The sequence below is a fragment of the Nitrospira sp. genome, assembly GCA_029194675.1.
Taxonomy (GTDB): Bacteria; Nitrospirota; Nitrospiria; order Nitrospirales; family Nitrospiraceae; genus Nitrospira_D.
The window spans coordinates 885,789-910,782 of sequence record JARFXP010000002.1 but is presented as its reverse complement, the minus strand read 5'-3'; the positions used below and the strand labels follow the sequence as shown (position 1 = coordinate 910,782).

The 24,994-nt window shown below is 54.5% G+C and carries 30 protein-coding genes; 17 read left to right on the top strand and 13 right to left on the bottom strand.

The features are described 5' to 3' along the window. Positions 1-34 precede the first annotated feature (34 nt). Complete coding sequence (locus tag P0120_13245) at positions 35-1,090, top strand: acyl-CoA desaturase (protein MDF0675286.1); 1,056 nt, start codon at positions 35-37, stop codon at positions 1,088-1,090. Here the strand turns inward: P0120_13245 and P0120_13240 are convergent. From P0120_13240 to P0120_13225, 4 genes are all read right to left on the bottom strand, one after another. Continuing rightward, positions 1,087-1,557 carry a hypothetical protein gene (locus tag P0120_13240; protein MDF0675285.1) on the bottom strand — a complete coding sequence of 157 codons (471 nt, stop codon included), beginning with the start codon at positions 1,555-1,557 and terminating at the stop codon, positions 1,087-1,089. The genes P0120_13245 and P0120_13240 overlap by 4 nt on opposite strands. A gap of 23 nt (positions 1,558-1,580) precedes the next feature. Further along, positions 1,581-2,405: a DMT family transporter gene (locus P0120_13235; protein ID MDF0675284.1), complete on the bottom strand. Its 825-nt coding sequence runs from the start codon at positions 2,403-2,405 to the stop codon at positions 1,581-1,583. Between the two features lie 88 nt (positions 2,406-2,493). Then, positions 2,494-2,697, bottom strand: coding sequence for a hypothetical protein (locus P0120_13230; protein MDF0675283.1), 204 nt, complete (start codon positions 2,695-2,697; stop codon positions 2,494-2,496). A gap of 96 nt (positions 2,698-2,793) precedes the next feature. Continuing rightward, the gene (locus P0120_13225; protein ID MDF0675282.1) at positions 2,794-2,970 is read right to left on the bottom strand and encodes a hypothetical protein; all 177 of its coding nucleotides are present in this window, start codon (positions 2,968-2,970) and stop codon (positions 2,794-2,796) included. Positions 2,971-3,132: 162 nt separating this feature from the next. Between P0120_13225 and P0120_13220 the strand changes: the two genes are divergently transcribed. The 4 genes from P0120_13220 (at position 3,133) to P0120_13205 (ending at position 5,241) form a co-directional block, all read left to right on the top strand. Next, positions 3,133-3,447, top strand: a complete 315-nt coding sequence (locus P0120_13220; GenBank protein MDF0675281.1) for a zinc ribbon domain-containing protein — start codon at positions 3,133-3,135, stop codon at positions 3,445-3,447. 49 nt (positions 3,448-3,496) lie between these two features. After that, the gene (locus P0120_13215) at positions 3,497-4,318 is read left to right on the top strand and encodes a substrate-binding domain-containing protein (protein ID MDF0675280.1); all 822 of its coding nucleotides are present in this window, start codon (positions 3,497-3,499) and stop codon (positions 4,316-4,318) included. A gap of 22 nt (positions 4,319-4,340) precedes the next feature. Further along, complete coding sequence (locus P0120_13210) at positions 4,341-4,793, top strand: IPT/TIG domain-containing protein (GenBank protein ID MDF0675279.1); 453 nt, start codon at positions 4,341-4,343, stop codon at positions 4,791-4,793. Positions 4,794-4,866: 73 nt separating this feature from the next. Further along, entirely contained in the window at positions 4,867-5,241 is a 375-nt protein-coding gene (locus tag P0120_13205) for a hypothetical protein (protein ID MDF0675278.1), read from the top strand. A gap of 127 nt (positions 5,242-5,368) precedes the next feature. Here the strand turns inward: P0120_13205 and P0120_13200 are convergent, their stop codons facing one another. From P0120_13200 to P0120_13160, 9 genes are all read right to left on the bottom strand, one after another. Continuing rightward, positions 5,369-5,899 (bottom strand): hypothetical protein, encoded by a 531-nt coding sequence (locus P0120_13200; protein ID MDF0675277.1) that lies wholly within the window; start codon positions 5,897-5,899, stop codon positions 5,369-5,371. Between the two features lie 317 nt (positions 5,900-6,216). Next, the gene (locus P0120_13195) at positions 6,217-6,870 is read right to left on the bottom strand and encodes a hypothetical protein (protein MDF0675276.1); all 654 of its coding nucleotides are present in this window, start codon (positions 6,868-6,870) and stop codon (positions 6,217-6,219) included. A 63-nt stretch (positions 6,871-6,933) separates the two neighbouring features. Beyond that, complete coding sequence (locus tag P0120_13190; GenBank protein MDF0675275.1) at positions 6,934-8,007, bottom strand: sulfate ABC transporter ATP-binding protein; 1,074 nt, start codon at positions 8,005-8,007, stop codon at positions 6,934-6,936. 36 nt (positions 8,008-8,043) lie between these two features. Then, positions 8,044-8,925: a sulfate ABC transporter permease subunit CysW gene (gene cysW / locus P0120_13185; protein ID MDF0675274.1), complete on the bottom strand. Its 882-nt coding sequence runs from the start codon at positions 8,923-8,925 to the stop codon at positions 8,044-8,046. A gap of 6 nt (positions 8,926-8,931) precedes the next feature. Continuing rightward, positions 8,932-9,768, bottom strand: a complete 837-nt coding sequence (gene cysT / locus P0120_13180) for a sulfate ABC transporter permease subunit CysT (protein ID MDF0675273.1) — start codon at positions 9,766-9,768, stop codon at positions 8,932-8,934. Between the two features lie 83 nt (positions 9,769-9,851). Further along, complete coding sequence (locus tag P0120_13175; GenBank protein MDF0675272.1) at positions 9,852-10,064, bottom strand: hypothetical protein; 213 nt, start codon at positions 10,062-10,064, stop codon at positions 9,852-9,854. Between the two features lie 52 nt (positions 10,065-10,116). Then, a complete protein-coding gene (locus tag P0120_13170; protein ID MDF0675271.1) occupies positions 10,117-11,130 on the bottom strand; it encodes a sulfate ABC transporter substrate-binding protein in 1,014 nt (337 codons plus the stop codon). Between the two features lie 46 nt (positions 11,131-11,176). Next, positions 11,177-12,751, bottom strand: coding sequence for a porin (locus tag P0120_13165; GenBank protein ID MDF0675270.1), 1,575 nt, complete (start codon positions 12,749-12,751; stop codon positions 11,177-11,179). 158 nt (positions 12,752-12,909) lie between these two features. Beyond that, a complete protein-coding gene (locus tag P0120_13160; GenBank protein MDF0675269.1) occupies positions 12,910-13,098 on the bottom strand; it encodes a YezD family protein in 189 nt (62 codons plus the stop codon). Between the two features lie 266 nt (positions 13,099-13,364). Here P0120_13160 and P0120_13155 point away from each other — a divergent pair, with 266 nt between their 5' ends. The 12 genes from P0120_13155 (at position 13,365) to P0120_13100 (ending at position 24,983) form a co-directional block, all read left to right on the top strand. After that, positions 13,365-14,546, top strand: coding sequence for a substrate-binding domain-containing protein (locus P0120_13155; GenBank protein ID MDF0675268.1), 1,182 nt, complete (start codon positions 13,365-13,367; stop codon positions 14,544-14,546). Between the two features lie 52 nt (positions 14,547-14,598). Continuing rightward, complete coding sequence (locus tag P0120_13150; GenBank protein MDF0675267.1) at positions 14,599-16,203, top strand: alginate export family protein; 1,605 nt, start codon at positions 14,599-14,601, stop codon at positions 16,201-16,203. Positions 16,204-16,215: 12 nt separating this feature from the next. Beyond that, positions 16,216-16,971 carry a molybdate ABC transporter substrate-binding protein gene (modA, locus tag P0120_13145; protein ID MDF0675266.1) on the top strand — a complete coding sequence of 252 codons (756 nt, stop codon included), beginning with the start codon at positions 16,216-16,218 and terminating at the stop codon, positions 16,969-16,971. Positions 16,972-16,980: 9 nt separating this feature from the next. Then, the gene (modB, locus tag P0120_13140; GenBank protein ID MDF0675265.1) at positions 16,981-17,655 is read left to right on the top strand and encodes a molybdate ABC transporter permease subunit; all 675 of its coding nucleotides are present in this window, start codon (positions 16,981-16,983) and stop codon (positions 17,653-17,655) included. After that, the gene (gene modC / locus P0120_13135; GenBank protein MDF0675264.1) at positions 17,652-18,743 is read left to right on the top strand and encodes a molybdenum ABC transporter ATP-binding protein; all 1,092 of its coding nucleotides are present in this window, start codon (positions 17,652-17,654) and stop codon (positions 18,741-18,743) included. Before modB ends, modC begins: the two co-directional genes overlap by 4 nt. A 13-nt stretch (positions 18,744-18,756) precedes the next feature. Further along, a complete protein-coding gene (locus P0120_13130) occupies positions 18,757-19,293 on the top strand; it encodes a hypothetical protein (protein MDF0675263.1) in 537 nt (178 codons plus the stop codon). 270 nt (positions 19,294-19,563) lie between these two features. Next, positions 19,564-19,956 carry a TOBE domain-containing protein gene (locus P0120_13125; GenBank protein MDF0675262.1) on the top strand — a complete coding sequence of 131 codons (393 nt, stop codon included), beginning with the start codon at positions 19,564-19,566 and terminating at the stop codon, positions 19,954-19,956. 102 nt (positions 19,957-20,058) lie between these two features. Next, complete coding sequence (locus P0120_13120) at positions 20,059-20,631, top strand: hypothetical protein (protein MDF0675261.1); 573 nt, start codon at positions 20,059-20,061, stop codon at positions 20,629-20,631. A 40-nt stretch (positions 20,632-20,671) separates the two neighbouring features. Continuing rightward, entirely contained in the window at positions 20,672-21,715 is a 1,044-nt protein-coding gene (locus tag P0120_13115; GenBank protein MDF0675260.1) for a transporter substrate-binding domain-containing protein, read from the top strand. Further along, on the top strand, positions 21,678-22,478 hold the full coding sequence (locus P0120_13110) for a DUF3365 domain-containing protein (GenBank protein ID MDF0675259.1): 801 nt from the start codon (positions 21,678-21,680) through the stop codon (positions 22,476-22,478). The genes P0120_13115 and P0120_13110 overlap by 38 nt, the downstream gene beginning before the upstream one ends. 332 nt (positions 22,479-22,810) lie before the next feature. Further along, a complete protein-coding gene (locus P0120_13105) occupies positions 22,811-23,014 on the top strand; it encodes a TOBE domain-containing protein (GenBank protein ID MDF0675258.1) in 204 nt (67 codons plus the stop codon). A 421-nt stretch (positions 23,015-23,435) separates the two neighbouring features. Further along, complete coding sequence (locus tag P0120_13100; GenBank protein MDF0675257.1) at positions 23,436-24,983, top strand: alginate export family protein; 1,548 nt, start codon at positions 23,436-23,438, stop codon at positions 24,981-24,983. The last annotated feature ends 11 nt before the right edge of the window (positions 24,984-24,994 follow it).

Genomic DNA, 24,994 nt, shown 5'->3' with positions numbered 1-24,994 from the left:
ACGTTGCCGATCCCCCGACCTAGAGGAGAATTGTATGTCCGACGTGCCAACGAGTAGCCCGACCAAAGCCCAGGCCTTTTGGTATTCATTTCTGCGCTGGTTTGATTCCTGGGCCGGCCTTGAACACACAAAATCGGAAGGTCCTCCCAAGGTAGACTGGGTTCGGAGTATCCCCTTTATTGCCGTACATCTGATGTGTTTGGGCGTGTTGTGGGTCGGATGGAGCTGGACCGCGGTCGCCGTTGCAGTCACCTTCTATTACATCCGCATGTTTGCGATCACTGGGTGGTATCATCGCTATTTCTCACACCGCACGTTCAAGACCTCACGTACTGTCCAGTTCCTCTTTGCGTTGTTAGGCGGTTCATGTGCGCAGCGAGGCCCCTTGTGGTGGGCCGGCCATCATCGTCATCACCACATCGCATCGGATACACCGGACGATGTGCACTCTCCGCGTCAAGGCGGGTTCCTCTGGTCGCACATGGGCTGGATTATGTCGCAGACTTTTTATGCGCCGCGCCTCAAAGGGATTGCCGATTTTGCCAAGTTTCCGGAGCTGCGGTTTCTTGACCGATTTGATGTCCTCGTTCCCACCATTACCGGTTTCGGCATGTTCGGATTCGGCAAGCTGCTGGAGGCCTATGCACCTGGGCTCGGCACCAATGGGCCCCAGATGCTGATTTGGGGATTTTTTATCTCAACCGTGGCGCTGTTTCACGGAACCTGCACCATCAATTCCTTGTCTCACGTCTATGGCTCGCAACGGTACGAGACCGGTGACGACAGCCGAAACAACTTCTTCCTGGCCCTGATTACCATGGGAGAAGGCTGGCACAATAACCACCACTATTACCCAGCCGCAACAAGACAAGGCTTCTACTGGTGGGAAATCGATATGAGCTACTATTGCCTGAAAGGGCTGGAATGGTTGGGGCTTGTCTGGGATATTCGAGGTGTCCCGATATATGTGCGCGAAGGAAAAACCAAGCAGGATTCAGACCGCAGCGTACTCAAGAAGAAGATTGAAGCAGCCGTAAAAGCAGCGGAACTTCCAACGCCTCAACCCGAGCTGAACTTGACAACTCCTTAAATCCAGTCGCTCTCGTCATCCGACCTTGGCCGGTCCGTCACTCGATCGGCCAAGGTCTCCCGAATACGCCCGCTTTCCTCGTCAATCGACCTCCGCTCCTCATCAGATAGAACCCACGCATCTCCAGGACTCAGCTCGAAGCGATAGTGATCCTTGCCGAGCGTAAACCACTCGACATAGGGGTGCGGCTCCAGATTCGGGTGTGGATCGAGCGAAATCAGGTTCACCGTTCCAACCTGTGGGTTCGCCATGTCGCCGATGACCTGTCCGGCCATATCGTCGTCTTCGAACCGACTGTTGCGGAATCGAATCACCTCTCCAGCGATGTCCGGCTTAAAATTGCCGCACAAATAAAAATCCACCGGCCCGATCACGGCAAAGACGACCTGGCCCACAACCGTTCCATCGACGCGGTTATCCAAAAATCCTTCGTGAACCCACCGGCCATTACCGAACTTCTGCGCCATACAACTCCTCCTTGTGAAAACGATCAGCCGCCGAACGCGCCGATCACCACCGCCAATAAGATGAGTGCGCTCCCGATCCATCCTTGCACATCAAGCGTCTCCCCAAGAAAGTACCAAGACAACCAAGCCGCATAGGCAGGTTCGGACGCAAACAATAATGCTACCTGTTGCGCGGGCACCAGTCGCTGCGCCCACATCTGGACGGCAAACGCCAGCGTGGCCAGAATGCCCGTGACGCCAAGACCGATCAGCAAGGCGGCTGTCGGCGAAAAGGCGCTCTGTGTCGCCTCTTCCCACCAGGGAGCAGGAAGAAACAATACCGTCATCGCCACCATCTGCCACACAAGTAGCGATGGAGCATCGACTTGCCGCGTGAACCGCTCAAGACAAATGATATGTCCGGCAAACGCGACGGCGCATCCTAGAGTCATGAGATCTCCCAGATTCATAGAGCTGTCGGGCTTGACCAATAGCCAGAGCCCGACCACCGCAATCGCCGTAGCCGACACCACCCGCCTGTCGATCCGCATGAGAATCATCGGCACAAAAATCACATACAACGCCGTCAGAAAAGCTGAATTGGAAGCACTCGTATGGAGGAGTCCGACCGTTTGCAACAGGTATCCGAGAAAGAGAAAGACGGTCGTGAGCGCGCTGGCCTTCAATACGGCATGATCACGGTGCAGTCGACGGCGGCAAATCACAAACCACAGCAGCACCAGCAGCGTGCCCAGGAGGAACCGGAGCAATAAGAAAGAAAGCGGAGGAATCTGCTCAAGCGCTGCTTTGGTTGCGGGGAATGTGGCACCCCAGATGACCGTGGTCAGTAGGAGTGCGAGTTGAGGCATGGATAAAGAGTGCTGAGTCCTGAGTGCCGAGTGCTGAGCAAGACCGCCCATTCCTTTCTCAGCACTTAGAACTCAGCACTTCATAGTTTTATGGCTTACAGAGAGGGCACCGTCGTTGTAGGTTGACTCCGGCCTGCTCCATAGCACGGAGCGCCCGTTCCTTGTCCGGATAGTCGAACCATCCTCCCTCCCAGAAATCACTGGAGGTCGCGGTGGACGGAACCTCTGAACAGCGGTCGCGGTGGAGTGTCGCACGGTCGATCGCGCGTGCAATGTGAACCCAGTAAATCATGGCAGATCGGTCAGGGGTGAACGGACAGTGGTGAAGGACTTCGGGAACGATTGCAGGTCACCCGATTGCCCTTCACGTATCGCCCCTTACCGACTCTCATGAGAGGAGCTGCCACTCATCCTTCTCAATAAAGACCTTCACGCCGGTTTGCAACTTTTTGACGTCGTCTTTTTCGAAGAGCCGCATGTAGCGCTCGATTCGATCGTCGTCATCGATTCGTTCTTCCTGCATCATGCCGGTGTTGCCTTTGTACCGTCGAATCAGCACTGACATTGAAACCCTCCTATGAAGCTGGCAGTTTAATTGTGTATGTTGCTAGAATAAACGTATCCTTGTGAGCCGGTCAAGGTCGCCTGAGCAAGGTCGTCTTGTCAAGTCCGAACCAGAGTTCTGTATGATAACTCTGCGATAGAGACACAGAAAGGATCCAATTCCGTGCCCCTCTACGAGTATCGTTGCGGACAGTGCGAAAAGCAATTCGAAGCCAGTCAGTCCCTGTATACCAGGGTCGAAGACACGGAATGTCCATTTTGTCGGGCCCGACAGGCAACCCGACTGATGTCCTTGTTTTCATCCAATGTTGTCGGTGATCGCAAACCCGGCTTTTCCGAGCTGAAAGCCAAGGCCATGCATGAGGAACGGATGCGGAGCTTCGCCAAGTTGCCGCCGGTGAATGTCGCACTCAACATGCCGCCGCCGAATGTCGCCTCAGAATCAGATTCCGTGCCGACAGAAGGATCGAACTCTTGAGCATCTCATATCAACCCAGTCGTGACCTCCTGTGGGAACAGGCCACTCGATGACCGTGGGACAGTTCGTAACCGGGCTGTTCGTCGGACTGGCTCTCTGTGCGTCACACGCCCCCACCTTCGCTCAAGTAGCGGGAAACCTGATCATCGCCGGCAACGGGCCGGAGCAAAGGACCGTCGAGGCCCTGGCTCGAGCCTTCGAAAAAGCCAATCCTCGGGTCTATGTCGATATTCTGTGGGATGAGGATTCCAAACCGTTGCAATTGGTCAAAGCAGGCCGGGTTCAGATTGCCGTCACAGGGGCTGAGGATCCTGCGCTAGCGGCGACTCAGATAGGTTGGGATGGAATCGGCATTTTGGTCCATTTGTCAAACTTCACCAAAGAAGTGACCAAGCAGCAAGTCGCCGACATTTTTTCTGGAAAGATCAAGGAGTGGTCGGAGCTGGGTGGACCGGAGACCAAGCCTCTCTTGATCGATAGGCCACGTAACCAAAACGTTCGGGAAGCCTTCGAAACCCAACTGGGGATAGCGGGAAAAATTCCTGATTCCGCCAAAATGATCGGCGAAGACGAGGTCGTCGTGAAGACCGTCGTCGGCACCCTTCCTCCCCTCTCTGCAGCCGCCTATATTTCATTGAGTACCGGCCTCTCGGCCGTCTCGGGCGGCGTCGCCGTCCGCTTGCTGCCGGTGGATAAGGTCGAGCCGGAAGTGCCGACTGTGAAGGACGGCCGCTACAGCCTCCGTCGCCCTCTGTTGCTGCTTTCGAAAAAGGAACCGAACAGTCTGGTTGAGGCCTTTTCACAATTTGCACTCTCCTCTCCCGGGCAAACGATTATCGGAGAAATCTATATTCCGATGCCGAACAAGTAATTCTCCATGGAAGGAGGTCACGATGTCTCCCCGATTCCTGTTGCCGTTCGTGATGGTCTCGTTGTGTGGGTTTGCCTGCTTTCCCCTCCACTCGGTTGCCGAAGAGGGAGTGATCGTCGACGGAGCGGGCTACACGCTGCACGATACAGAATCGATCAAGGGCCACGACGAACAGCACGTGTCGAAAGATCCTGTCTGCGATAGCAGTAGAAAACCGAAGATCTTGCGCGTGGAGCCGGATGAAGCCAAGCCGGGACACACGATCACCATCAAGGGAGAGAATTTCGGAACGAGGGATTGTTTCCGCGGCGTGGCATTCAGTGCGGCGGGCCCCACCCAGATCGACTACAAGTTCGTGAACGACACGACCATCGAAGCGACAGTTCCTGATGTCCGGCCCGGCATGTCATTCATTGATGTCGTCGCCGGCGGCGGCACTGCCCGCTCAAGAGCCTTTTTGGTGCAGGCCAAGTAGCGACTCGACAACATTATTCCGCATCATGTATTTTATGAACGCGGATACACCTTCTTTCTCTGGAGCTTATCTCATGCAAACCTTCCGGCGCCAACGAGCTGTCTTGACCGTACTCCTGATCGCAAGCCTTTCTGTTTCCCTACCGGTTTCAGCAAACCCTCCCGCCAAAGAACGACTTCCCCTGATGCTCAGCGGATCAGGGTGCGACAGCAAGGAAGCTGAGATGAACAACGTCTTGCAAGCCATTCCAGGCGTGACCGGCGTGTATTTCAACCGGATCCCTGACCATGTGCTCGTGGATATTAGCCCCAGCACCGTGAAGCCGGCGGATGTGGTCAACCGCGTCAACGCTGCGGCCACATCCTGGCAATGCAAGGTTGAGCTCATGCAGTCCTGCATCACTGCAGACATGCCATCAGCATCGGCAGCCCCTCACCATCCTGAGTAGCGCGCATGCACCATTGAGTTCCTCCCCAATTTACAGGGAAAACACAGATACGGCACGGAGGTGAACCGTCATCGCCCGCTATCTCGAAACATAGCAGCAGACACTTACCCTGCCCCAATTGCCTATTTCATGGCCGAACCAACTGATCCGGTCGATAAAGAATCAGTCTGACCGAGCGTTGCTTACCTGGCGTAAGTGGCGCAATGACTGGACAACCGCTTGTTTCTGAGGTTATTCTTTTATTCTCCACGGCACGTGCCTTTTCATCGGAAACTTGCTGCGTGATCCAGCCTACCCGGAATCCTTCTAACAGCTCAAGTTTCAATGCTCCTAAAGATGTACACTCTCCTGACAGAATGCGAAATGTGGTCGGTAGTTCGGTGTGCCAGGCACCCTGACTGCTGTGGAAACTGACGTCCGTGATGTGATAAGAACCAGGTGGCAGCTTCAGCGTGAAGTCACCGTCAAGAGGAAGAGGTGTAAGTACCATATGTGTTCCCTGTGTTTTTTCTTCGATCCACCACTTTGTATATGTTGGCCACTTAAGACCAGCTGATAAGGATCTTTCATCTCGAGTGAGATGAATGGCGCCGACGAGCAATCCATGATTCTCATCCATCATAATGGTTTCCGATGATGAGACAGGGTTAACAACCATCGTGCATCCAAGGGCTACACTTGCTAAGAGAAAAACACCCAGTGCGGCTCTTGACAGACAAGACAGTTGCTCATGGCTCTGGCTCTGTTGATTGCGATTACCGCATCGCTGACTGCGCTCGGCCGACGCCGACAGGGAGACATTGCTTCTCGGTCCGTGGTTCACAGTTTCGCCGACGAGGGCTAAGCATTTTGAATACATGCAGTTGTTTCTGGTGCACAAAGACCACATCGCCTTGTTGAAGTGTTAATTCACGATAGCGCTTCTTTATGTGTTCTTCCCTCGGGATCGACGCATGGGACGACCTCACTCACTAGTCATTGAACATGAAAACTTGGAAACTTGGCTGGAAACTGCTTCTCCAGTGCTGTCACCAGCGTATCGGCAATCGCATAGACATGTTGCTGCATCACCTGCCACGTTTCTGCCTCGTGGCCGTAATCTTCCTCTTGCAACTCGTTGATAAGCTCAGCATGATGAGCCCCATGAGCAGCGAACAGACTTCGGACAGTGTCCTTCGGGAGATAGCGATTGGCCCCACTGAGGAATGCGGCGATCTCGTCGGTATTCGAGGCATAGTCGGCCAGGGCCGCGTCCTGCCGGCTTTTACTTCCGGCAACGGTGGCCTCGGAATATGCTTTGATCGCGCCATAATGCTTGACCAGTAAGGTAAAGAGCTGCTCAGTCGCCGCTTCGCCGTAGAACGGCGTAAACATTCTCGCAATCTGTTTTGCGTTGGCCATCACTGCCTTCTCGGCAAAATCCAGCGCTTTGCGATTGTTCGTCGTATTGTCCAAGGCGACATTCCGAATCCAAAAGTTGTGTCCTGACCACAGGTCACGCATGACGGCCTTCATGTCCGCCACACTGCGAGGATTTACGTCTGCCACCGAGCGCCGTTCGTATGCACAACCTACTAGGCCAACGACCGCGAGTACGAGAACTGCCATAACCCGATGTATCGGACTCATAATAACCTCCATTTATGTGCGACGAGCGGGAGGGTTGCTCCCTGCCAGTGCATCAGCACCGCTTCACTGACCGAGGCATGGCATTCTGAATACATGCAGTTGTTTCGGGTGTACAAAGACCACATCGCCTGGTTGAAGCTTCAACTCTCGATAGCGTTCCTTCGTCAGCTCCACCGCGATCAGTCCTGGCGATTCCTTCGACTCCAATTCCAGATGAACTCGTGAGCCCGCAGTATTGACGAACTGCACGGTCGCTTCGAGCTGTGCCGGCGTGGTCCGGCTTGGACTCAGTTCCAGATCATGAGGACGCACAAACGTCACTTCTTGTTCGCCCGGCAGATCGTCGCCCGGAGATAGCGCGATGCCGCCCTCTCCGTCCACGATGCGGCCCTGTGACATGCGGCCGTGGAACACATTGACGTCGCCGAGGAACTGGTACACGAACGGCGTCTCCGGATTTTCATAGACCTCATCCGGCGTGCCGATTTGCTCGATATTGCCCTGATGCATGACCACGACACGATCGGCGACCTCTAGCGCCTCCTCTTGGTCATGCGTGACAAGAATGCCGGTAATATGTAACTCATCATGGAGCCGCCTGAGCCAGCGACGGAGTTCCTTGCGGACCTTGGCATCCAACGCTCCAAAGGGTTCATCCAACAACAGAAGCTTCGGTTCCACAGCCAGCGCTCGGGCCAATGCCACACGTTGTCGCTGGCCTCCAGACAGTTGGCTGGGATACCGGTCGGCCATCGCCTGCAGCTGGACGAGTGTCAGCAGTTCACGAACCTTTTCCTGTATGCGAGTAGCCGAAGGCCGTTGCGCCCGGGGCAGGACATTCAGCCCAAATGCGACATTGTCCGCGACGGTCATGTGGCGGAACAACGCGTAATGCTGGAAGACGAATCCCACCCGGCGTTCGCTGATCCGCTGATCCGTCACCTCCGTGCCCTGCAGAAAGATGCGTCCATCATCAGGGCGTTCCAGTCCAGCCAGAATTCTCAGCAACGTCGTCTTGCCGCAACCGGATGGGCCGAGGAGTGCAACGAGTTCTCCTGCCTCAACGTGAAGGTTGACATCGTTCAATACCGTAAACGCCCCAAACCGTTTGGTGACATGCTCGACCTGGATACTCATAGTGGGCTCCGTTGGGAAATAGACGTTTTCGTCCCGTTACCGCCGGGTCATGTGCTGATTGGCCGAGACGGTTTTCCGTTCGATCAGCGCCTTTGCTGAAAGCGTCACGATCGCTAACAAGGTCAGGAGCGAAGCAACCGCGAATGCCGACACGGCGTTGTACTCGTTGTATAAAATTTCGACATGCAGCGGCATCGTATTCGTCAGTCCTCGGATATGGCCGGAGACCACCGAAACGGCGCCGAATTCTCCCATCGCGCGCGCATTGCACAAGATGACCCCATAGAGGAGGCTCCATTTGATATTCGGCAGCGTAACACGCACAAACATCTGCCAACCCGAAGCCCCAAGCATGATCGCCGCTTCCTCTTCCTCCCGCCCTTGCGATTGCATCAGTGGAATCAGCTCGCGCGCGACAAATGGGACCGTAACGAAGATCGTGGCCAGCACAATGCCGGGCAAGGCAAAAATGATCTTGATGTCATGCTCCGACAGCCACGGGCCCAGCCAACCTTGCGCTCCGAAGAGGAGCACGTAAATTAAACCAGAGATGATCGGCGAGACGGCCAAGGGCATATCAATGAGGGTAATCAGAATCTGTTTGCCGACGAAATCAAATTTCGCAATGGCCCAAGCTGCGGCCACCCCGAACAAGGCATTCAACGGCACAGCCACAGCCGCCACCAAGAGTGTTAAACGAATGGCCGCGAGGGCATCTTCGTTGAGAAAGGATCCGACATAGGCAGAAATACCTCCTTTCAACGCTTCAACGAAGACGGCGACGAGCGGGATGAATAAAAAAAGCGTTAAGTAGAGGAAGGCGGCGGTAATAAGCAGCCGACGGACGAGAGGGCTTTCCGTGGCGAGAGAATCTTTCCACTGCACATTCTTATCGGCGGCTATAGTGACAGAGTTCATACCTTCCTATTGATTCATGTGGCGAGCCGTGCTCCACCACTGAAGAAGATTGATCATCAAAGCAAGAACGAACGAGGCCACCAGCATGATCACACCGAGCGCAGTGGCTCCCGCATAGTCATACTGTTCCAATTTGGTCATGATGAGGAGCGGGGTGATTTCTGATTTCAGCGGCATATTGCCCGCAATGAATATGACGGACCCATATTCCCCGACGGCACGGGCGAAGGCCATGGCTATTCCGGTGAGGAGCGCCGGCCACAGTTCAGGCACGATCACCGCCCAAAACGTTTGCCATCGGTTGGCCCCCAACGTCGTGGCGGCCTCTTCCACTTCTTTATCCAAATCCTGCAGTACCGGTTGTACGGTGCGGACAACGAAAGGCAATCCAATGAAGGTCAACGCGACCAGCACACCCAGCGGTGTGAAGGCGACCTTGATACCCAGCGGTTCGAGATACTGCCCGATCCATCCATTCGACGAATAGATCGCAGCCAGCGTAATGCCGGCGACCGCAGTGGGCAGGGCAAAGGGAAGGTCGACAAGGGCATCAACGACTGACTGTCCAGGGAAGTGGTACCGAACCAACACCCAGGCAATGATCGATCCGAACAAGCCGTTGATGACCGCTCCGACCATCGAGACCCCGAATGTCAGTTGGTAGGAGGCGATCGCTCTCGGGGTCGTGATGATCTCCCAAAACCGTTCCCACGACAGGGTGCTGGTTTTCACAAAGAGACCGCTGAGAGGAATCAAGACGATCAGGCTGAGATAAAAGAGAGCAAATCCCAGAGTCAAGCCGAATCCAGGAAGGACGCTGGGTTGTTTCAGGTTGAGATTCATGAAATTCGTGTCCTTGTGTTGTGATGGACGACTTCCGTACGTATCAAATCGCCCTGGTCGTCACGCGCGTCTCCATCGAACAATCAGCTTCGGTCGGCACATACCATTCTTTCCCGGGCGCTTATCACGACTCGATGATTGACGAGGTTCTTCCCATCCGAATGCCGCTCTTCCTGCACCCGATAACGCAACGCGGCCCGCGCCAATAGACACAAGGTCCGGTAACAAAGGGCTGCACCATCCGCCGTCCCAGCAACGATGCCAATGTGCGGTATGCTTTCAATTCGATTACTCATCGATCGAACGCCTCCCATAGCGCTCTTACGAACCTTGCATTCGGTAGACGACCTAATTCGGCTTGTAGATTTCATCGAACACGCCGCCGTCCGCAAAATGCGTCTGTTGGGCCTTTTGCCATCCTCCGAAGACTTCGTCGATCGTAAACAAGTTCACCTTAGCAAATTGGCCGGCGTACTTGGCCGCTACCGTCTCGGAACGAGGACGGTAGAAATGCTTGGCGGCGATCTCTTGGCCTTCATCTGAATAGAGATACTGTAAGTAGGCCTGTGCTACGGCTTCGGTACCTCTTTTCTTCGCCACCTTGTCGACGAGCCCCACGGTCGGTTCAGCAAGAATGCTGATCGATGGGGTCACAATCTCGAATTTCCCCCCCCCAAGTTCCTTGAGCGCGAGATACGCCTCGTTTTCCCATCCCACCAACACGTCCCCGATCCGCCGCTCGACGAATGTGGTGGTGGCGCCCCGCGCACCGGAATCGAACACCGGCACATTGGCGTAAAACTTCGCGATAAAATCCTTGGCTTTCGATTCATCGTTACCATATTTCTTCAGTGCATAGCCCCAGGCCGACAAGTAGGCCCAGCGGGCCGCTCCCGAGGTCTTCGGATTCGCGGGAATAATCGCCACTCCTGGTTTCACGAGATCGTCCCAATCCTTAATGCCTTTCGGATTCCCCTTACGGACCAGAAATACGATCGTCGAGGTATAGGGAGCGCTGTTGTGGGGAAGGCGACTCTGCCAGTTGCGAGGAATCAACTTGGCTTTCTCGGAGATGGCGTCGATATCATAGGCCAAGGCCAGCGTGACGACATCCGCATCGAGGCCATCGATCACGGCCCGCGCCTGCTTGCTGGACCCCGCATGCGATTGCTTCACCACGACCGTTTGACCTTTTTCCTTCTGCCAATACTTCGTAAATGCCGCGTTGAACTCCTGGTACAATTCCCGCGTTGGATCATACGAGACGTTTAAGAGCGTGACATCTTCAGCATGCGCACCAAGTGCGCCTATGAGGAGGAAGGCAGCGCTCAGCGCAATGAACACCTTCTGGAGAATCTTCATATCCTGTTCCTTTCCATCGTTTCTGATTCAGCGACTATTCCGGCCATCAAAATGCAAGCTGTAACCGGGTAAACAACGTTTGTTCTTCCGGACGATCTTGCACATTGGTTCCGGCTGCATTGATCGGGAGAATGCCGTCTCCTGCACCACCGGTAAATCTTGTTTGCGTATAGTTCAGTGCGACTCTCGCATTTTGATTCAGATACCAATTCACACCGACCTCCCAGGAGCGCGCGCGTTGTGCGCTTTCCGAAAGATTCGCGTAAGCACCGGTGTAGCTTGTGCCTGTCGGATTCTTGAATGTGTCTGGATCAAGGACGATTTCGTGATACCGCCCTACAACCTCCCAAGCGCCCCATCCTTTCCCGAAATCAAAATTTTGTCTGGGTTTGACACTCCTAAATGAAGCCCGTTCACCGGTTAAGAGATAAGAGACCGCGACCTGCCACGCCTGATGGTGCAGCGTTTTTCCGGTATTGGGTGTGATAACCGTGTTGGAACCGGCTCCACCCGCCGGAGGAGAACCACCGGTCGATAGACTGACGTCTTGGATGACCTGTGCATATTCACTGATGATTCCCAAAGATCCGATGTAATAGTAGGCTTGAGGCGACACACGTATACGGTTTCCATCCGCTACCGCCGTGCTATTGTAGCGAAAGAACGTATTCTGGCTAGCTGAGAGATAGCTGGGCAGGCCATTTCTGGTGGCATCTGCCGGAGACGTATCGGTAAAGTTGAGATTTCTCTCACCGCTCGAGTCGGTGTATGTGGCAGCTGCCCCGATACCGAGACCGCTCAACACTGAATCGTCATTCACAAACGGCTCGGCAAAGAGCCGCCCCTGCAACTCTGGGCGTCCATCGAACTCAAAGCCCGTGTCGATATTGCCCGCATCGTTGACCCCGTTCATCACGCCAAACGCATAATTCAACCGAGCCTTGAAAAGATCGCCATGCACCGTGATGCCCAAATCACGATTCGGCAGAAGGTCATTGGTGACATAACTCCTTTCAATGAACTTGATGTCAGCGGCGCTTTGTAAGCGTTCCAATCCGACAAAGGGTTTATATTTGCCTACGCGTATCTTAAAGGCCGGATGGAAGCGGGCATCGATGTAGGCATCGAAAATCCTCACGGTGCCCATGCCAAAATCGGGAATGAAGCGGAAATCGTATATTCCAAATAAGGTACCTTCGATGATCGGACGAGCACGGCGTAGGTACCATGAATCAGTGGCGTCATGAAATCCATTGGCATCGAGGTTGCCGGCACGTTGATCGGTGCGGTTCCGGATATCGCTCGCACCTTCCAACATAAGCCGTTGATCGACTTGGATGAGGCCGCGGAATCTAATAACGTTGTTCCCATCGGCCGATTCCAATGAGAATCCTGAACTGCTAGCCTTCACGATCGGTGTCGTTTTCTTTGCACTTTCTGCGGCTTCCTGCTCCAGTTCACGCTTCCGCTTCAGAATGCGGATCTCTTGATCCATTTCCTCAACTCGCTGTTCAATGGACTTCTCGGGCGATCCCGCCTCTTGCGCGTTAGCCTGCATCCCCAATCCGAGGGTGATGGTCGTGGATACCACGATTCCCCCGAACAACCATGACGTCCGCATCTGAGAAACTCCTTCTCATGAAGCGAATCTCCGGTTGTCCGGTCAATCCACCGATTAAAAATTCCACTACCACAGTCCCGGCTTCCAGTTGTGTGGATGGCTGGACTGTCATATGGCCTGTCTCATTCACGAAAGTCCCGTAAGTCGTCATTGCCAGGTTATCGAGCCGGGCGCAAAAGTGTGCCGTCAAAGCGCGTCTTCTCTTTTCGTTCGATCTGCACCACTCTGGAGTCGTGAACGATGATTTCGACAGATCCGTAACGCATCCCTTTCAACGCGAGTCGGATTGCCTGCTCGACCGTTTGATCGGAGTACGGGCTCGTTGTCTCTTGATCCAATCTCGACATTCCCTTCAACTCATCTTGTGCGAGTCGCGCCCTGTTGAGGTGATACCTTCTGTATCTCAGCAATCTTTATATTTCCGATCATAATTAATGTATACGCTTTATACTTAAACTAAAGTTACTTTGTCAACAAATTAAATTATTAAACTTATTCCTTATTATGACAGGCATCTTTGCAATATATTACTCCAATGTTTTAGCCAGAATAGGTAAGTTACTAGTAAATTATAATTGACATATAGCAAGTATCATTGCTATACACCTCCGCCATGTGGACGCGGATCAAACACCGTGACAACACCGTTCAGTTTTCCAATAACCTCAAAACTGTTCGCACCAAGCAGGGCTTCTCTCAGGGTGAGCTCGCCAAGCGAGCGGGTATTACGCGACAAGCCGTCTCCTCCATTGAATCGAATCTGTACTTGCCGACGACAGCTGTTGCCCTTCGGTTGGCCTCAGTACTGGCTTGCCGCGTCGAGGATCTGTTTAGTCTCGCTCCGGTGGAAGACATCATTGAAGGCACCCTCATCGGTCGGCTCCCTCAAGCTGAGACGCAGACTCAATCGATCCGCGTCAAAGTTTCGACCGTCGGAAAACGGACGATCGTGCGACCTGTCGCCGGCTTAGGCGAGCAACTTTCCTTTGCAGTTCCTGCCGACGGATATGTCACCGACACACCTAACCGGTTCTCCGGGACAACTATCCGCGTGAAACTCTCGCGCGATCGGGAAGCGATCCAACAGGAAATTTCCGTGGCCGGCTGCGATCCGGCGATTTTTCTCGCCGGTGAGCATTTACGGCGACACAAAGACCAGACGACGGTCGTCGGCTGGCCGATGGGAAGCATGGCGGCGCTGCAGGCCTTGCAGCGTGGCGAGGTCCACGTCGCCGGCATGCATCTCTTTGATCCGGCGAGCGGAGAATCAAACGTGCCATTTCTCAGGCGGTCACTGAAGGGATCTGGCTACGAGGTTGTGACCTTCGCGACCTGGGAAGAGGGATTCATGGTTCGCCGAGGCAATCCATTGTCCATTCGCACGACAGCCGACCTCGCTGAGCGCTCAGTGGTCTTGGTCAATCGGGAAGAAGGCTCGGGTGCAAGGCTGCTGCTCGATCAACGATTACGAGCCTCAAGCGTAGAGCCGACTCACGTTCAAGGATACGACCGGATCGTATCCTCTCATTTTGAGGTGGCTCGAGTCATCGCGGAGCGCCAGGCTGACGTTGGAATTGGAATTCGTTCGGCGGCGCAACTCTTTGGACTCGATTTCATTCCACTCCAAACCGCGCGCTACGACCTGGTTGTCCCTAAGCCATACTTACAATCCCATCCGACCTTAGCTCACTTGTTTGAGACTATCGTCAGCGGACCATTTCGAAACGAGATCGAAGCCTTGGGAGGATACGACACCAGCGAAACCGGGAGGGTCCATGTGCTACGGGTCGCCTGACCATTCGTGAGAAAACACAGGCGCTGTCGCAATCGGAAGAAGGGAAGAATCGATGTCGAAGAAATCGCTATGGTGGGTCTTGCTCACGGTGCCGGTCCTGTTCTTAGGAACGACCACGGCCAAGGCCGTCGAGTATGGGGAACTGGTCGAGGACGAGGTGTGCCTCCCCACCGCCCCCATCATCAGTTCGGGGCGGTCCGTCGAAATCCCGTGCGGACCCTGGGTTTTCAAGAACACGGAAGATCCGGTGTTCAAGTACATGCGGGATACGGGATGGATTAGCCACGAGCGCTATTTTGCCGTCTCCGATCAGACCGGCAAGAACTGGATTGAGCCGGCCGATGCGGTCCTCAATCGCCGGAAGGACATAGATTGGAATCGATACCTCAAAACCGGGCTGCGCCTTCCCGACTGGCTCGACCTGGGACTTGAGCAACGGAGCAGAATTGAGTCGTATGATCACCCCTGGCGAGTAAGCCAAGTCCCCGGGGACGGGGCGCCGGATACACAAGTTCCTCTGCGGTCGCGAGTTCGTTTTGGATTAGGAGGCAACGGACCAGTGCGATTTCTGTTCGAGGGTAACGATTCCCGTTCGTTTCTTCTTAGTGGAGCCGAGGGATCTTTCCGCGACACCACCATGGTCAATGAATTCGATATTCTCCAGCTGTTTGGAGCATTGAAATTGGACAATGTACTGGGGACTGGACTGCGGACCGATTTCCATTTTGGACGGATGACCATGGATGTCGGCAACCGACGGATGATTGCCAGAAACGATTTTCGAAACACCTCAAACTCGTTTGATGGCTTCCATTGGCTAATCGGTCGGGAGAAGCTCTGGCAGGTCAGGGCATTCGTCGTGGAGCCGGTTATCCGACTCATGGAGCAGATGGACCAGCAAAACAAGAATACGCTCTTTTGGGGGACCTACTTCGAGGGCCAGCATTTCCCCTGGTTCCAGATGGACGCCTACTACTTGGGACTGAACGATATACGCGTGGCGAATGTGGCCAACCATCGCACCTATTCCACGTTCGGCGGTCGCCTCTATAAAAACCCCAAACCGGGAGAACTGGATTATGAAATTGAGACCACCTGGCAGTTCGGTCACCGAGGCGTGACGGACCACTTTGCCTATTTTCAACACCTGGATCTCGGCTATATGTTCAACGTCCGGTGGACACCCCGACTCCTGTTCCACTTCGACTATGCCAGCGGCGATCGCAAGCCGGGCGATAGTCAGGACGAATCGTTCGATACATTATTTGGCGCACGTAACTTTGAATATATGCCCACCAGCATCTGGGGTCCTTTTTATAGAGCCAACCTCTGGTCGCCGGGGTGGCGGCTGATCATCACGCCCAACCCTAGCTGGATTTTGGAAGTCAAGCATCGCGTCTGGTATCTCGCCCAGAGCAAGGATTTCTTCGGCCAGTCCGGCTTGCGGGACCCCACTGGGAACTCCGGCAGCTCGCTGGGGCAGGATGTGCAACTGCGCGCCCGGTGGGCCGTCAACAAGAATCTGGACTTTGATGCCGGCTACGTACACTGGTTCAAGGGATCCTATTTTGACAGTCCCACGATCCTTGCCGAAATGCCGACCGGAGGAAACAAAGATAGTGATTACTTCTATTTTCAAATGCGAATCAGGATCTAGAAAGGAGTGGCCATGATACTGAGGCTTCTTACAGCGTGTGTGGTGATCCTCGTGACGATGGCGGGGACCCCGGCCTTCGCCGAGCCGGTGCTGGTGGCGGTGGCGGCGAATTTCATTCCGCCGTTCCGTGAACTCGCGATTGAGTTCGAGAAAGCCACCGGCCATCAGCTGAAGGTGGCGGGAGGGTCCTCCGGCAATTTCTACGCACAAATCAAGCACGGCGCGCCCTTCGACATATTTTTCTCTGCCGATGCGGAGCGGCCCAAACTGTTGGAAGACGAGGGATTGGGCGTCAAGGATACCCGCTTTACCTATGCGATCGGCCGGCTCGTGCTGTGGAGTCCGAATGCCGACCTGATCAAGGGAGTAGAGACGCTCCGGGCCAAACAGTACAAAAAGCTGGCCATCGCGAATCCCAAAACGGCGCCGTACGGAGTCGCGGCGATGCAGACGATGCAAAAGCTGGAACTCTGGGAGAGTTTACAGCCTCAAATTGTCATGGGAGAGAATCTTGGTCAGACCATGGGGTTCATCGAATCGGGCAATGCGCAGTTGGGGTTCGTGGCCTTGTCTCAGGTCATGGATGCCAAGTTCAAGGACAAGGGCAGTCGGTGGGAGGTCCCCACCACGCTCCACGAGCCGATCAACCAGGACGTGATCTTGCTGACGAAGGGCCAGAAGAACCCCGGGGCCAAAGCCCTCCTGGAATTCGTGGGCAGTCCGCCCGCCAAGGCGATTATCGAACGCTTTGGGTATGAGTTGAAGTAGAGAGGACGCATGGACACATTGACAGACATGCATCTGAGCGCCCTGTCGGTCAGCCTGCGGCTGGCGACGATGACCGTGATCGTTCTGCTGATTGTAGGCACGCCAATCGCCTGGTGGCTGGCTCATACCAGTTCCCCGTTCAGACCCATCGTGGAGGCCGCGGTCGCGCTCCCCATCGTGCTTCCACCTACCGTCTTGGGATTTTACATCCTCGTCGCGCTGGGCCCATACGGGCCGTTCAGCCGTATCGCCCATCTCTCGCTCGCCTTCACCTTCACCGGTCTCGTCATCGCCTCGGTCTTTTACTCAATGCCGTTCGTGATACAGCCGCTGCAAGGCGCCTTTGAAGCCGCCGGCAAGGCTCCCTTGGAAGCAGCCTGGTCGCTCCGTGCTTCCAAACTCGACGCCTTTCTGACCGTGATCTCCCCGATCGCGCTGCGCGGCTATATCACCGCGATCGTGCTCGGGTTTGCCCATACGATTGGAGAGTTCGGGGTGGTGCTGATGGTCGGGGGGTCGATCCCGGGACAAACGCGTGTCCTCTCCACGACCATCTTCGAACATGTCGAAGTGATGGAATACGCTCAGGCTCATGCCGTCTCTGCTTTCATGCTGATCTTTTCGTTTCTGGTGCTGTTGGCCGTCTATGTCGCCAACCGACGATTTCCCATCCATGCATCATGAGCCGACTGATTGCACAGTTCCATGTACGCTATCCGACCTTTCAGCTGGGCATCGATCTGGACGTGCCGGCCTCAGGCATCACCGTGCTCTTCGGCCATTCAGGGTCTGGAAAGACAACGCTGTTGCGATGCTTGACTGGACTGGAGCGCGCATCCGACGGGTTCATGCAGTTCGGCAACGATGTCTGGCAGGACGAGAAAAGGGGTCTGTGCCTGCCGCTTCACAGACGGCCGATCGGATATGTGTTTCAGGAGCCTCGCTTGTTCCCCCATTACGATGTACGCGCGAACCTTCTGTATGGGTACAAGCGTATTCCTCCAGAGCAACGCCGCATTGCTATCGAACAGGTGGTCGATATTCTGGGCATCGGCCATCTGCTTGAACGCCGCATTCATAAGTTGTCTGGGGGCGAACAACAGCGAGTGGCGATCGGTCGAGCGTTGTTGACCAGCCCCAAGCTCCTGTTAATGGATGAACCGCTCGCCTCGCTTGATGTTCAACGCAAACAGGAACTCCTTCCGTTCATCAGTCGACTTCATGAGGAGCTGCGCATTCCGGTGATCTACGTCAGTCATGCAGTCAATGAAATCTTCCAACTTGCCGACCGTATCGTGCTGTTGAAAGCGGGAAAGGTCGCCGGGATCGGCCCGCTCAATGAGATGCTCACTTCTCTGAAATTCCGAGGACATTTTGGAGCGCACCGGATCGGCGCAATCTTGGATGCCCGTGTCGCCGCTCATGACGTGGAGTACGGCCTGACCCGATTGGAATTCAATAGCCATGACCTATTTGTGCCCCTTCAGTCTGTCGTCGTCGGGCAGGTCATGCGTGTACACATCTTTTCCAGCGATGTCAGTCTGGTCATAGGACGGATCGATTGTCCTACCAGCGTATTGAACGTTCTGAAGGCCACGATCGTAGAGATCCGCGAAATAGACATGGCCTCAGTAGACGTGCTTCTAGATATCGGAGCGCCGCTCGTGGCCACCATCACTCGAAAATCGCTTGTCACTCTGGGGTTAAAACCTGGCGATCGGGTATTCGCCCATATCAAAGCAGTCGCGCTGAATGAAGAGTTGGTGGAATAGATGGAGTTTTTCTATGGCACACCCCTATTTCATAGCCATAAACATCTGGGGGAATAGCCCGACTTCCGGACAAGGACCTCGGTCGGACAGTCAGGTCATCAACTGGACTGAGGGGCTGGTTCACTCTCGGCATGTCGGTCTGACTCGAAGCTGCGTGCGAATTCGTGTAGGAAGGCGAGCCGATCTCCGCGTGAAGCTGCCGATCGACGATGCACGTTGCTTCTTTGCGGGGCAACAAGTCATCGCCCTGGTTCCTGCCGAGGCTGTTCGCCTGGAAACAGGGCTGTTCCGTCGGAGCAGACAACATTTGAATCGCTGGTATGGTCGAATCGTGCTGATCGAACCATCTTCACGGGGATATGTCATCACCGCAAAAGTTCATGGCGAGAGTTGGGCTCTCAAGTGCACAGTGCCTATCGTCGGGGCAAGTCGTCCACCCCGGACATGGGATCCGGTCAGTATTGTCGTCGATCCTCACGCGATTGAGCTGATTTCCAGTCAAGGAGAGGCTCTGCTCGAGCTGAATGAGTGGGAATGCATGCGGCATTGACATCCAACAATCAAGAGCGTGCCTTCGACACAGAAGTAGGAAGGCCAATACGACTACATCAGAAAGGCCCGGCAAGCGAGTATGCCCTCCCACTGCGGGGCCTTTGCATCCGGAGGGGTGCGATGGGGTTTTAGCACCTTCGGATGAGAGGAGAGTCACCCTAGCGATCGTGGCTCTCCTCCTCTTTCTATTGATCACCGGTCAGCCCCATTGATAGCGATCTGATAAAAGATTGCTCCTGGATGGTCAATTCGACGATAGGAGTCAACGATGGCAAAAAAGATGACGGGCAATGTCCTCACGGCTAGGGAAGCGGCACGATATGTTCGGCTGACATTGCCGACCTTCTACCGGTATATTTGGGAGGGGAAAATTGAGGCACCCAAGATCGGGGGACGATATCGGTTTACGAGATCGTTGCTCGACGGGTGGCTGGGCAAAAAAAACACAGGCGTCGATGATGTCAGTGGGCGCAATAAGCTCATCGGTCGAGTGACGGCGATCAAGCGGGACGCGATCATGGCACAGATCGATGTCGACATTGGCTTCCACAAGATTACGGCCGTGATCACTCGTGATGCGCTGGACGCACTCGGGCTCCGCATCGGAGATACCGCGATTGCCTTAGTCAAAGCGACCGAAGTCATGATCGTGAAAGACTAAGGTGCTCGAGTCGCTCAGCGTGCGTCGAATGAATGGCAGCCTCTTCATGAAGGAGAGTGCGAGGGAGGTGGTCCGCTGCGGACCCATGGGTTCCATGTTGGGGTGGCCCTGTTCTTCTTTGCCATGGTGATGCCATGTAAAGCGGCCGGGCAAGAAGCGGTTCTGGACATTCTACCGCTCCGCCCGTTCAGTTTCGATGTGTCATTTAACGACCGCACCTTTGCGCCCACTCGCACAGTCTTCGCCCTTCAGGCCGGAATCACGGCTCTTCGCTATGGCCCTCTTGAATTGCGAGGGATCTATCAATATTACAGCCACCATACGCCGACTTTCAGCACCAACCAACATTCGTTGTTTGCAAACCCGCGCTGGAATAATTTCATCGACATATTGGATTTCCCCAAGAGCAAACCGATCAATCGCCTCCTGCGGCATGCCCTTTTCGGACCGCTGGAGCACCGGGCGGTCCCTTATGTTGGACCGATGCTGGGTGGAACCCTGTCGGCGGGCCTTACACCAGGCTTCCTGTACGGAGGACAGATCGGTGTACGATTTCCTGTAGCCCAGGGGTTTTCCGTCGACATGGGACTTCAGTACTCTCAATTCCAGGTTGAGTTCGAAGGCATCTACGGTTGGTCACAACAATGGTTCTTCACCATCGGCGTTCGATATTAGGGCGATGATTGCCGACCGCGCGCCATATTGAGACCATGGAATGGCATGGATCGTGAGCTTTTGCATCATAAAACGGCTCCGCCTTTCGCTCGTCCTAATGATGCTGATCGTTATCCTGCAAGGATGCGGTCTTCTGTATGATGCCGTTGAGCTCATACACCCGCTGACGCGCGAGGCATTGTCATCGATCTGCTCGCGTGCGCAGTTACGTGTCGGTATTTCCGTCGAGCCGTTTCGCCCGTTCGTCTTTCCTGCCGTGTATACGGACGAAGGCATTCGCGTCACAGGCCTGGATGTCGAACTGATCCGAGAAATCGGCGACGCGCTGACGGCGTACTGCGGCGGAGCAACCCCCATCGTTCCAGTCCTGTACCTCACTCGATTTCGCGATCTGTTCATCAAAATGACTGAAGGACAGCTGGATTTGTTCATCTCGTCCGTCAGCGGAACCGTTCCCGGCGCATATCCGCCGGGCCTGTGGTTTTCATCTCCTTATTTTCATGAAGACGGTATCGCAGCCATCATCCAGAAGCCCGAAGTCGTCGAACGTGTATGGGCTCAATTTCGCAAGCAGAACGGAAAATTGAATACGCTCGCTGCCGTCCAGGAAGGCTTTGCCGGATTGACCGTCGCCGTTCAGAAAGGCCGATCGTCTCATCTGTATGCCGAAGCCAATCTCAAGCGCATCCACATGGTCATCTGCGATTCACTTCCCGCTTCGGTGGAAACGAAGGACCTGAATATCGATGTCATCCTGACCAACCATTCCATCCTGGAGTATGTGACAAAACGGGTCTGGCAAGATTGGCGGCTCCTGAGACAAAACGACGGCAGCCCCTTGATTCTGACTCATGAGGATCTCTCCATCGTGACAAGCGACGACCACAGGCGGTTACAATGGTTCTTGAACAACTTGCTGTTTCATCTGGAAGAATCAGGTCGGCTGAGGCAGATGCGTAGGAAATGGGTGGAAGAGGAATACGCGCCTACTCGACGGGCGGCAACAGAGGGGCTGCCACTTGAAGTCACGCAAATTCCTCAGCATTATGATCAAGGGCAGTGCCAACCGGCTGAAGGACTATGAGGAAACGGAGTTGGTGATGATCGTCCCTTCGAAAGCATTCTTACTTCTCGCGTTGGCCTTGATCTTGTTATGGCCTTCGATCGGCTCGGCACAAGCTTCTCACAAGGAAGCTGAACAGGCTGCAGAGCTCCTGGCGACGTTCCTCAACGCAGGGCGTGTCATCGTCGAGCGGAATCAACCATTGATCAACGATCCTCGAAAAGGCGATAAAAGATTCACTCCTGAGGTTTTTCAACAGTTGGTGCTCGATGAGTTTCTCCAGCAGACACACATTGATCTGAAACATCCTCCTTCCTCGTTGCCTTCTCCGACCATAGATCTGCTGAGCATGCTGCTCCTCGCGAGCAAAGAGGTGGTGGCGGACGCCCAACTGGTGATCAATCAACGTGGGATCGGATACAAGAATTTTATCCCGGCCTCGTTCGGCAGTCAGGCCGCGCGGAAATTCTCGAAGCGATCGAAGGTGACGATCAAACAGACCGCTCTGGATCCGAGGAATTTGAAAAATGCTCCGGATGCGTATGAAGAAACAGCGCTGAAACGCCTTGCCGACGAACCGGCCTCAAGCGCTCCGATTGTGGAGTGGGTCGATGGTGGGCGGCTACTCAGAACCCTGATGCCCATCTATTATACGGAGGATTGTCTTGTCTGCCACGGGAAGCCCAAAGGAATCCTTGACATTTCCGGCTACCCGCGAGAAGGCGCACAAGTAGGAGAACTGGCCGGGGCCATCAGCATTCAGATCCCCTCGGACCATCGGTAGCAGGCAGCCCGTGCCGACGGAGGAATCCTGGCGGTAAGGAGTGCGCCGCGCTAACACGCCCGTTATTATGCCTCTGTGTATAAGTATTGTATCGAGGGTACGTGGAAGAAGCGCGACTCGGGGCGCCTCTCTCCTAAATCATGATCGTGAAAGAACAATTCCTCAATTTGATCGACCTCGCACTGAATGAATCGTGCTTGTCAGATGAAACCGAGTGGTCCATACAGACTAGCGACAAATTCTTATCGAACCTACATCCTTTTCTCATCGGACAATGTTACGCTACGATTAGAAGTCATGAGGATTGTTTATCTACATAAGGAGGACGGACGATGAAGCTCAGCGCACGCAATCAATTTCAGGGAACCGTTACACGAATCACAGAAGGACAAGCGATGGCCGAAGTGACCGTCAAGGTCGGCACACTCGAGTTTGTCGCTGCCATCACTGAAGGGTCCGTCAAGAGCATGGGCTTGAAGGTCAACGACTCTGTGACCGTCGCCATCAAGGCCACTGAGGTGATGGTCGGAAAGTAATGCTGTTCTTCCCGCATCGCGGGAGGCACCTGCTGTAGGTTTTTCACCGCTCTCATCACGCAGCCCGCACTGAGTGAGCTGACCATCTGCAGCGAGGTGTGGGCTGCCTTCAATATCGGCTCTGTGCATCTCATCCCAGGCCAATAAACCATATTCCACTTCCCTTCATCTGGCCGGTTTCACTTTACCACATCATGCACCCAACCCCGCTCCGTCAGTATTTGCCGAAGGGCACCCGCCTGTCTGGCTTCCGCTGAACGGGAGTTGACCGCCATCGCCTATCGGTTGAACACGCGCCCCCGCAAATACCGTAACTTTGCTATATGCTGAAAGTCTCTGCGCACGTGCACCATAATTCACACGTTGCACTCGGAACTTGGAACTGCCTCGCTCTGCTTGAATCAGAACAAGAGGAGAATCAATGTCGAGGAGGATTTTTTGGTGTGTCTTGCTGACTGTGCCTCTTCTTATAGGACCAGAAAGGGCGAAGGCTGTCGAACATGGTGACGTGATACAGAAGAAAGACGGGACCTGGGTATTCAAAAACACGGAAGATCCCGTGTTCAAGTTCATGCGCGATACCGGATGGATCACAACTGAGAAATATTTTACGGTTTCTTCACAAACAGGGAAAAATTGGATCGAGCCGGCCGACGCCATTCTCAATGTGCGTCGAGAAGTTGATTGGAGACGATACCTCAAAACCGGGCTACACCTCCCCGACTGGATCGATCTGGGACTCGAGCAACGGACACGATTTGAGTCGGTCAGTCACCCCTGGCGAGTAATCCAGGTCCCCGGGAACGGAGCGACGGATGCGCAAATTCCACTGCGGTCTCGAGTTCGTTTTGGATTGGGCGGAAACGGGCCAGTGCGATTTCTTTTCGAGGGTCAGGATTCACGTTCCTTTCTTATTAGTGGAGAGCCCGGAAATTTCCGGGACACTACCACGGTGAATGAATTCGACGCTCTACAGTTGTTCGGGGCATTGAAATTGGATAATGTCTTGGGGACCGGGTTACGGACCGATTTCCACTTCGGCCGCTGGACCAGCGATTTCGGCCGTCGTCGACTGATCTCGCGGAACAATTTTCGGAATACCACAAACTCGTTTGACGGCTTCCATTGGCAAATCGGTCAGGAGCAGCTCTGGCGGCTCAGGGCATTCGTCGTGGAACCGGTCATCCGAAACACTGAACAGCTCGACCACCAAAACAGCAATTCGCTCTTTTGGGGAACTTATTTTGAAGGTCACCATTTCCCCTGGTTCCGGATGGACGCCTACTACTTGGGACTGAACGATAGGCGCGTGGCGAATGTGGCCAACCATCGCACCTATTCGACATTCGGAGGGCGCCTGTATAAGGATCCCAAGCCCGGTGAGCCAGATTATGAAATTGAGACCACCTGGCAGGTCGGAACATTGGGAGTGACCAATCATTTTGCTTTTTTGAACCACCTCGACATCGGGTATACATTCGACTTCCCTTGGACGCCGAGATTGCTGTTTCACTATGACTATGCCAGCGGCGATCGCCAACCAGGCGACAGCCAGAATGGATCGTTCGATACGCTGTTCGGCTCACGGAACTTTGAATATATGCGCACCGGAATCTGGGGTCCCTTTTATAGAACAAACCTCCAATCACCGGGGTGGCGGGTGATCCTCACGCCCACACCAAACTGGTTTTTGGAAGTCAAGCATCGCGTCTGGTTTCTGGCGCAAAGCAAGGATTTCTTCGGCCAATCCGGTTTACGAGACCCCACTGGGCAATCCGGCACTTCACTCGGACAAGACGTGGAGCTTCGCGCGCAATGGATAATCAGTTCTAACCTGGATTTCGACTTTGGATACGCGCATTGGTTCAAGGGGTCTTATTTTGACAGCCCCATCATCATTGCCCAAATGCCGACCGGAGGGAACAAAGACAGCGATTATTTTTTCGCTGCAATACGAGTCAGAATCTAGAAAGGAATGAC

Bases quoted from the DNA above. Each gene is read 5' to 3' on its own strand.
- P0120_13245 (MDF0675286.1), top strand. From the start codon at position 35: ATGTCCGACGTGCCAACGAGTAGCCCGACCAAAGCCCAGGCCTTTTGG.
- P0120_13240 (MDF0675285.1), bottom strand. From the start codon at position 1,557: ATGGCGCAGAAGTTCGGTAATGGCCGGTGGGTTCACGAAGGATTTTTG.
- P0120_13235 (MDF0675284.1), bottom strand. From the start codon at position 2,405: ATGCCTCAACTCGCACTCCTACTGACCACGGTCATCTGGGGTGCCACA.
- P0120_13230 (MDF0675283.1), bottom strand. From the start codon at position 2,697: ATGATTTACTGGGTTCACATTGCACGCGCGATCGACCGTGCGACACTC.
- P0120_13225 (MDF0675282.1), bottom strand. From the start codon at position 2,970: ATGTCAGTGCTGATTCGACGGTACAAAGGCAACACCGGCATGATGCAG.
- P0120_13215 (MDF0675280.1), top strand. From the start codon at position 3,497: ATGACCGTGGGACAGTTCGTAACCGGGCTGTTCGTCGGACTGGCTCTC.
- P0120_13210 (MDF0675279.1), top strand. From the start codon at position 4,341: ATGTCTCCCCGATTCCTGTTGCCGTTCGTGATGGTCTCGTTGTGTGGG.
- P0120_13205 (MDF0675278.1), top strand. From the start codon at position 4,867: ATGCAAACCTTCCGGCGCCAACGAGCTGTCTTGACCGTACTCCTGATC.
- P0120_13200 (MDF0675277.1), bottom strand. From the start codon at position 5,899: ATGGTTGTTAACCCTGTCTCATCATCGGAAACCATTATGATGGATGAG.
- P0120_13195 (MDF0675276.1), bottom strand. From the start codon at position 6,870: ATGAGTCCGATACATCGGGTTATGGCAGTTCTCGTACTCGCGGTCGTT.
- P0120_13190 (MDF0675275.1), bottom strand. From the start codon at position 8,007: ATGAGTATCCAGGTCGAGCATGTCACCAAACGGTTTGGGGCGTTTACG.
- cysW (MDF0675274.1), bottom strand. From the start codon at position 8,925: ATGAACTCTGTCACTATAGCCGCCGATAAGAATGTGCAGTGGAAAGAT.
- cysT (MDF0675273.1), bottom strand. From the start codon at position 9,768: ATGAATCTCAACCTGAAACAACCCAGCGTCCTTCCTGGATTCGGCTTG.
- P0120_13175 (MDF0675272.1), bottom strand. From the start codon at position 10,064: ATGAGTAATCGAATTGAAAGCATACCGCACATTGGCATCGTTGCTGGG.
- P0120_13170 (MDF0675271.1), bottom strand. From the start codon at position 11,130: ATGAAGATTCTCCAGAAGGTGTTCATTGCGCTGAGCGCTGCCTTCCTC.
- P0120_13165 (MDF0675270.1), bottom strand. From the start codon at position 12,751: ATGCGGACGTCATGGTTGTTCGGGGGAATCGTGGTATCCACGACCATC.
- P0120_13160 (MDF0675269.1), bottom strand. From the start codon at position 13,098: ATGTCGAGATTGGATCAAGAGACAACGAGCCCGTACTCCGATCAAACG.
- P0120_13155 (MDF0675268.1), top strand. From the start codon at position 13,365: ATGTGGACGCGGATCAAACACCGTGACAACACCGTTCAGTTTTCCAAT.
- P0120_13150 (MDF0675267.1), top strand. From the start codon at position 14,599: ATGTCGAAGAAATCGCTATGGTGGGTCTTGCTCACGGTGCCGGTCCTG.
- modA (MDF0675266.1), top strand. From the start codon at position 16,216: ATGATACTGAGGCTTCTTACAGCGTGTGTGGTGATCCTCGTGACGATG.
- modB (MDF0675265.1), top strand. From the start codon at position 16,981: ATGGACACATTGACAGACATGCATCTGAGCGCCCTGTCGGTCAGCCTG.
- modC (MDF0675264.1), top strand. From the start codon at position 17,652: ATGAGCCGACTGATTGCACAGTTCCATGTACGCTATCCGACCTTTCAG.
- P0120_13130 (MDF0675263.1), top strand. From the start codon at position 18,757: ATGGCACACCCCTATTTCATAGCCATAAACATCTGGGGGAATAGCCCG.
- P0120_13125 (MDF0675262.1), top strand. From the start codon at position 19,564: ATGGCAAAAAAGATGACGGGCAATGTCCTCACGGCTAGGGAAGCGGCA.
- P0120_13115 (MDF0675260.1), top strand. From the start codon at position 20,672: ATGGCATGGATCGTGAGCTTTTGCATCATAAAACGGCTCCGCCTTTCG.
- P0120_13110 (MDF0675259.1), top strand. From the start codon at position 21,678: ATGATCAAGGGCAGTGCCAACCGGCTGAAGGACTATGAGGAAACGGAG.
- P0120_13105 (MDF0675258.1), top strand. From the start codon at position 22,811: ATGAAGCTCAGCGCACGCAATCAATTTCAGGGAACCGTTACACGAATC.
- P0120_13100 (MDF0675257.1), top strand. From the start codon at position 23,436: ATGTCGAGGAGGATTTTTTGGTGTGTCTTGCTGACTGTGCCTCTTCTT.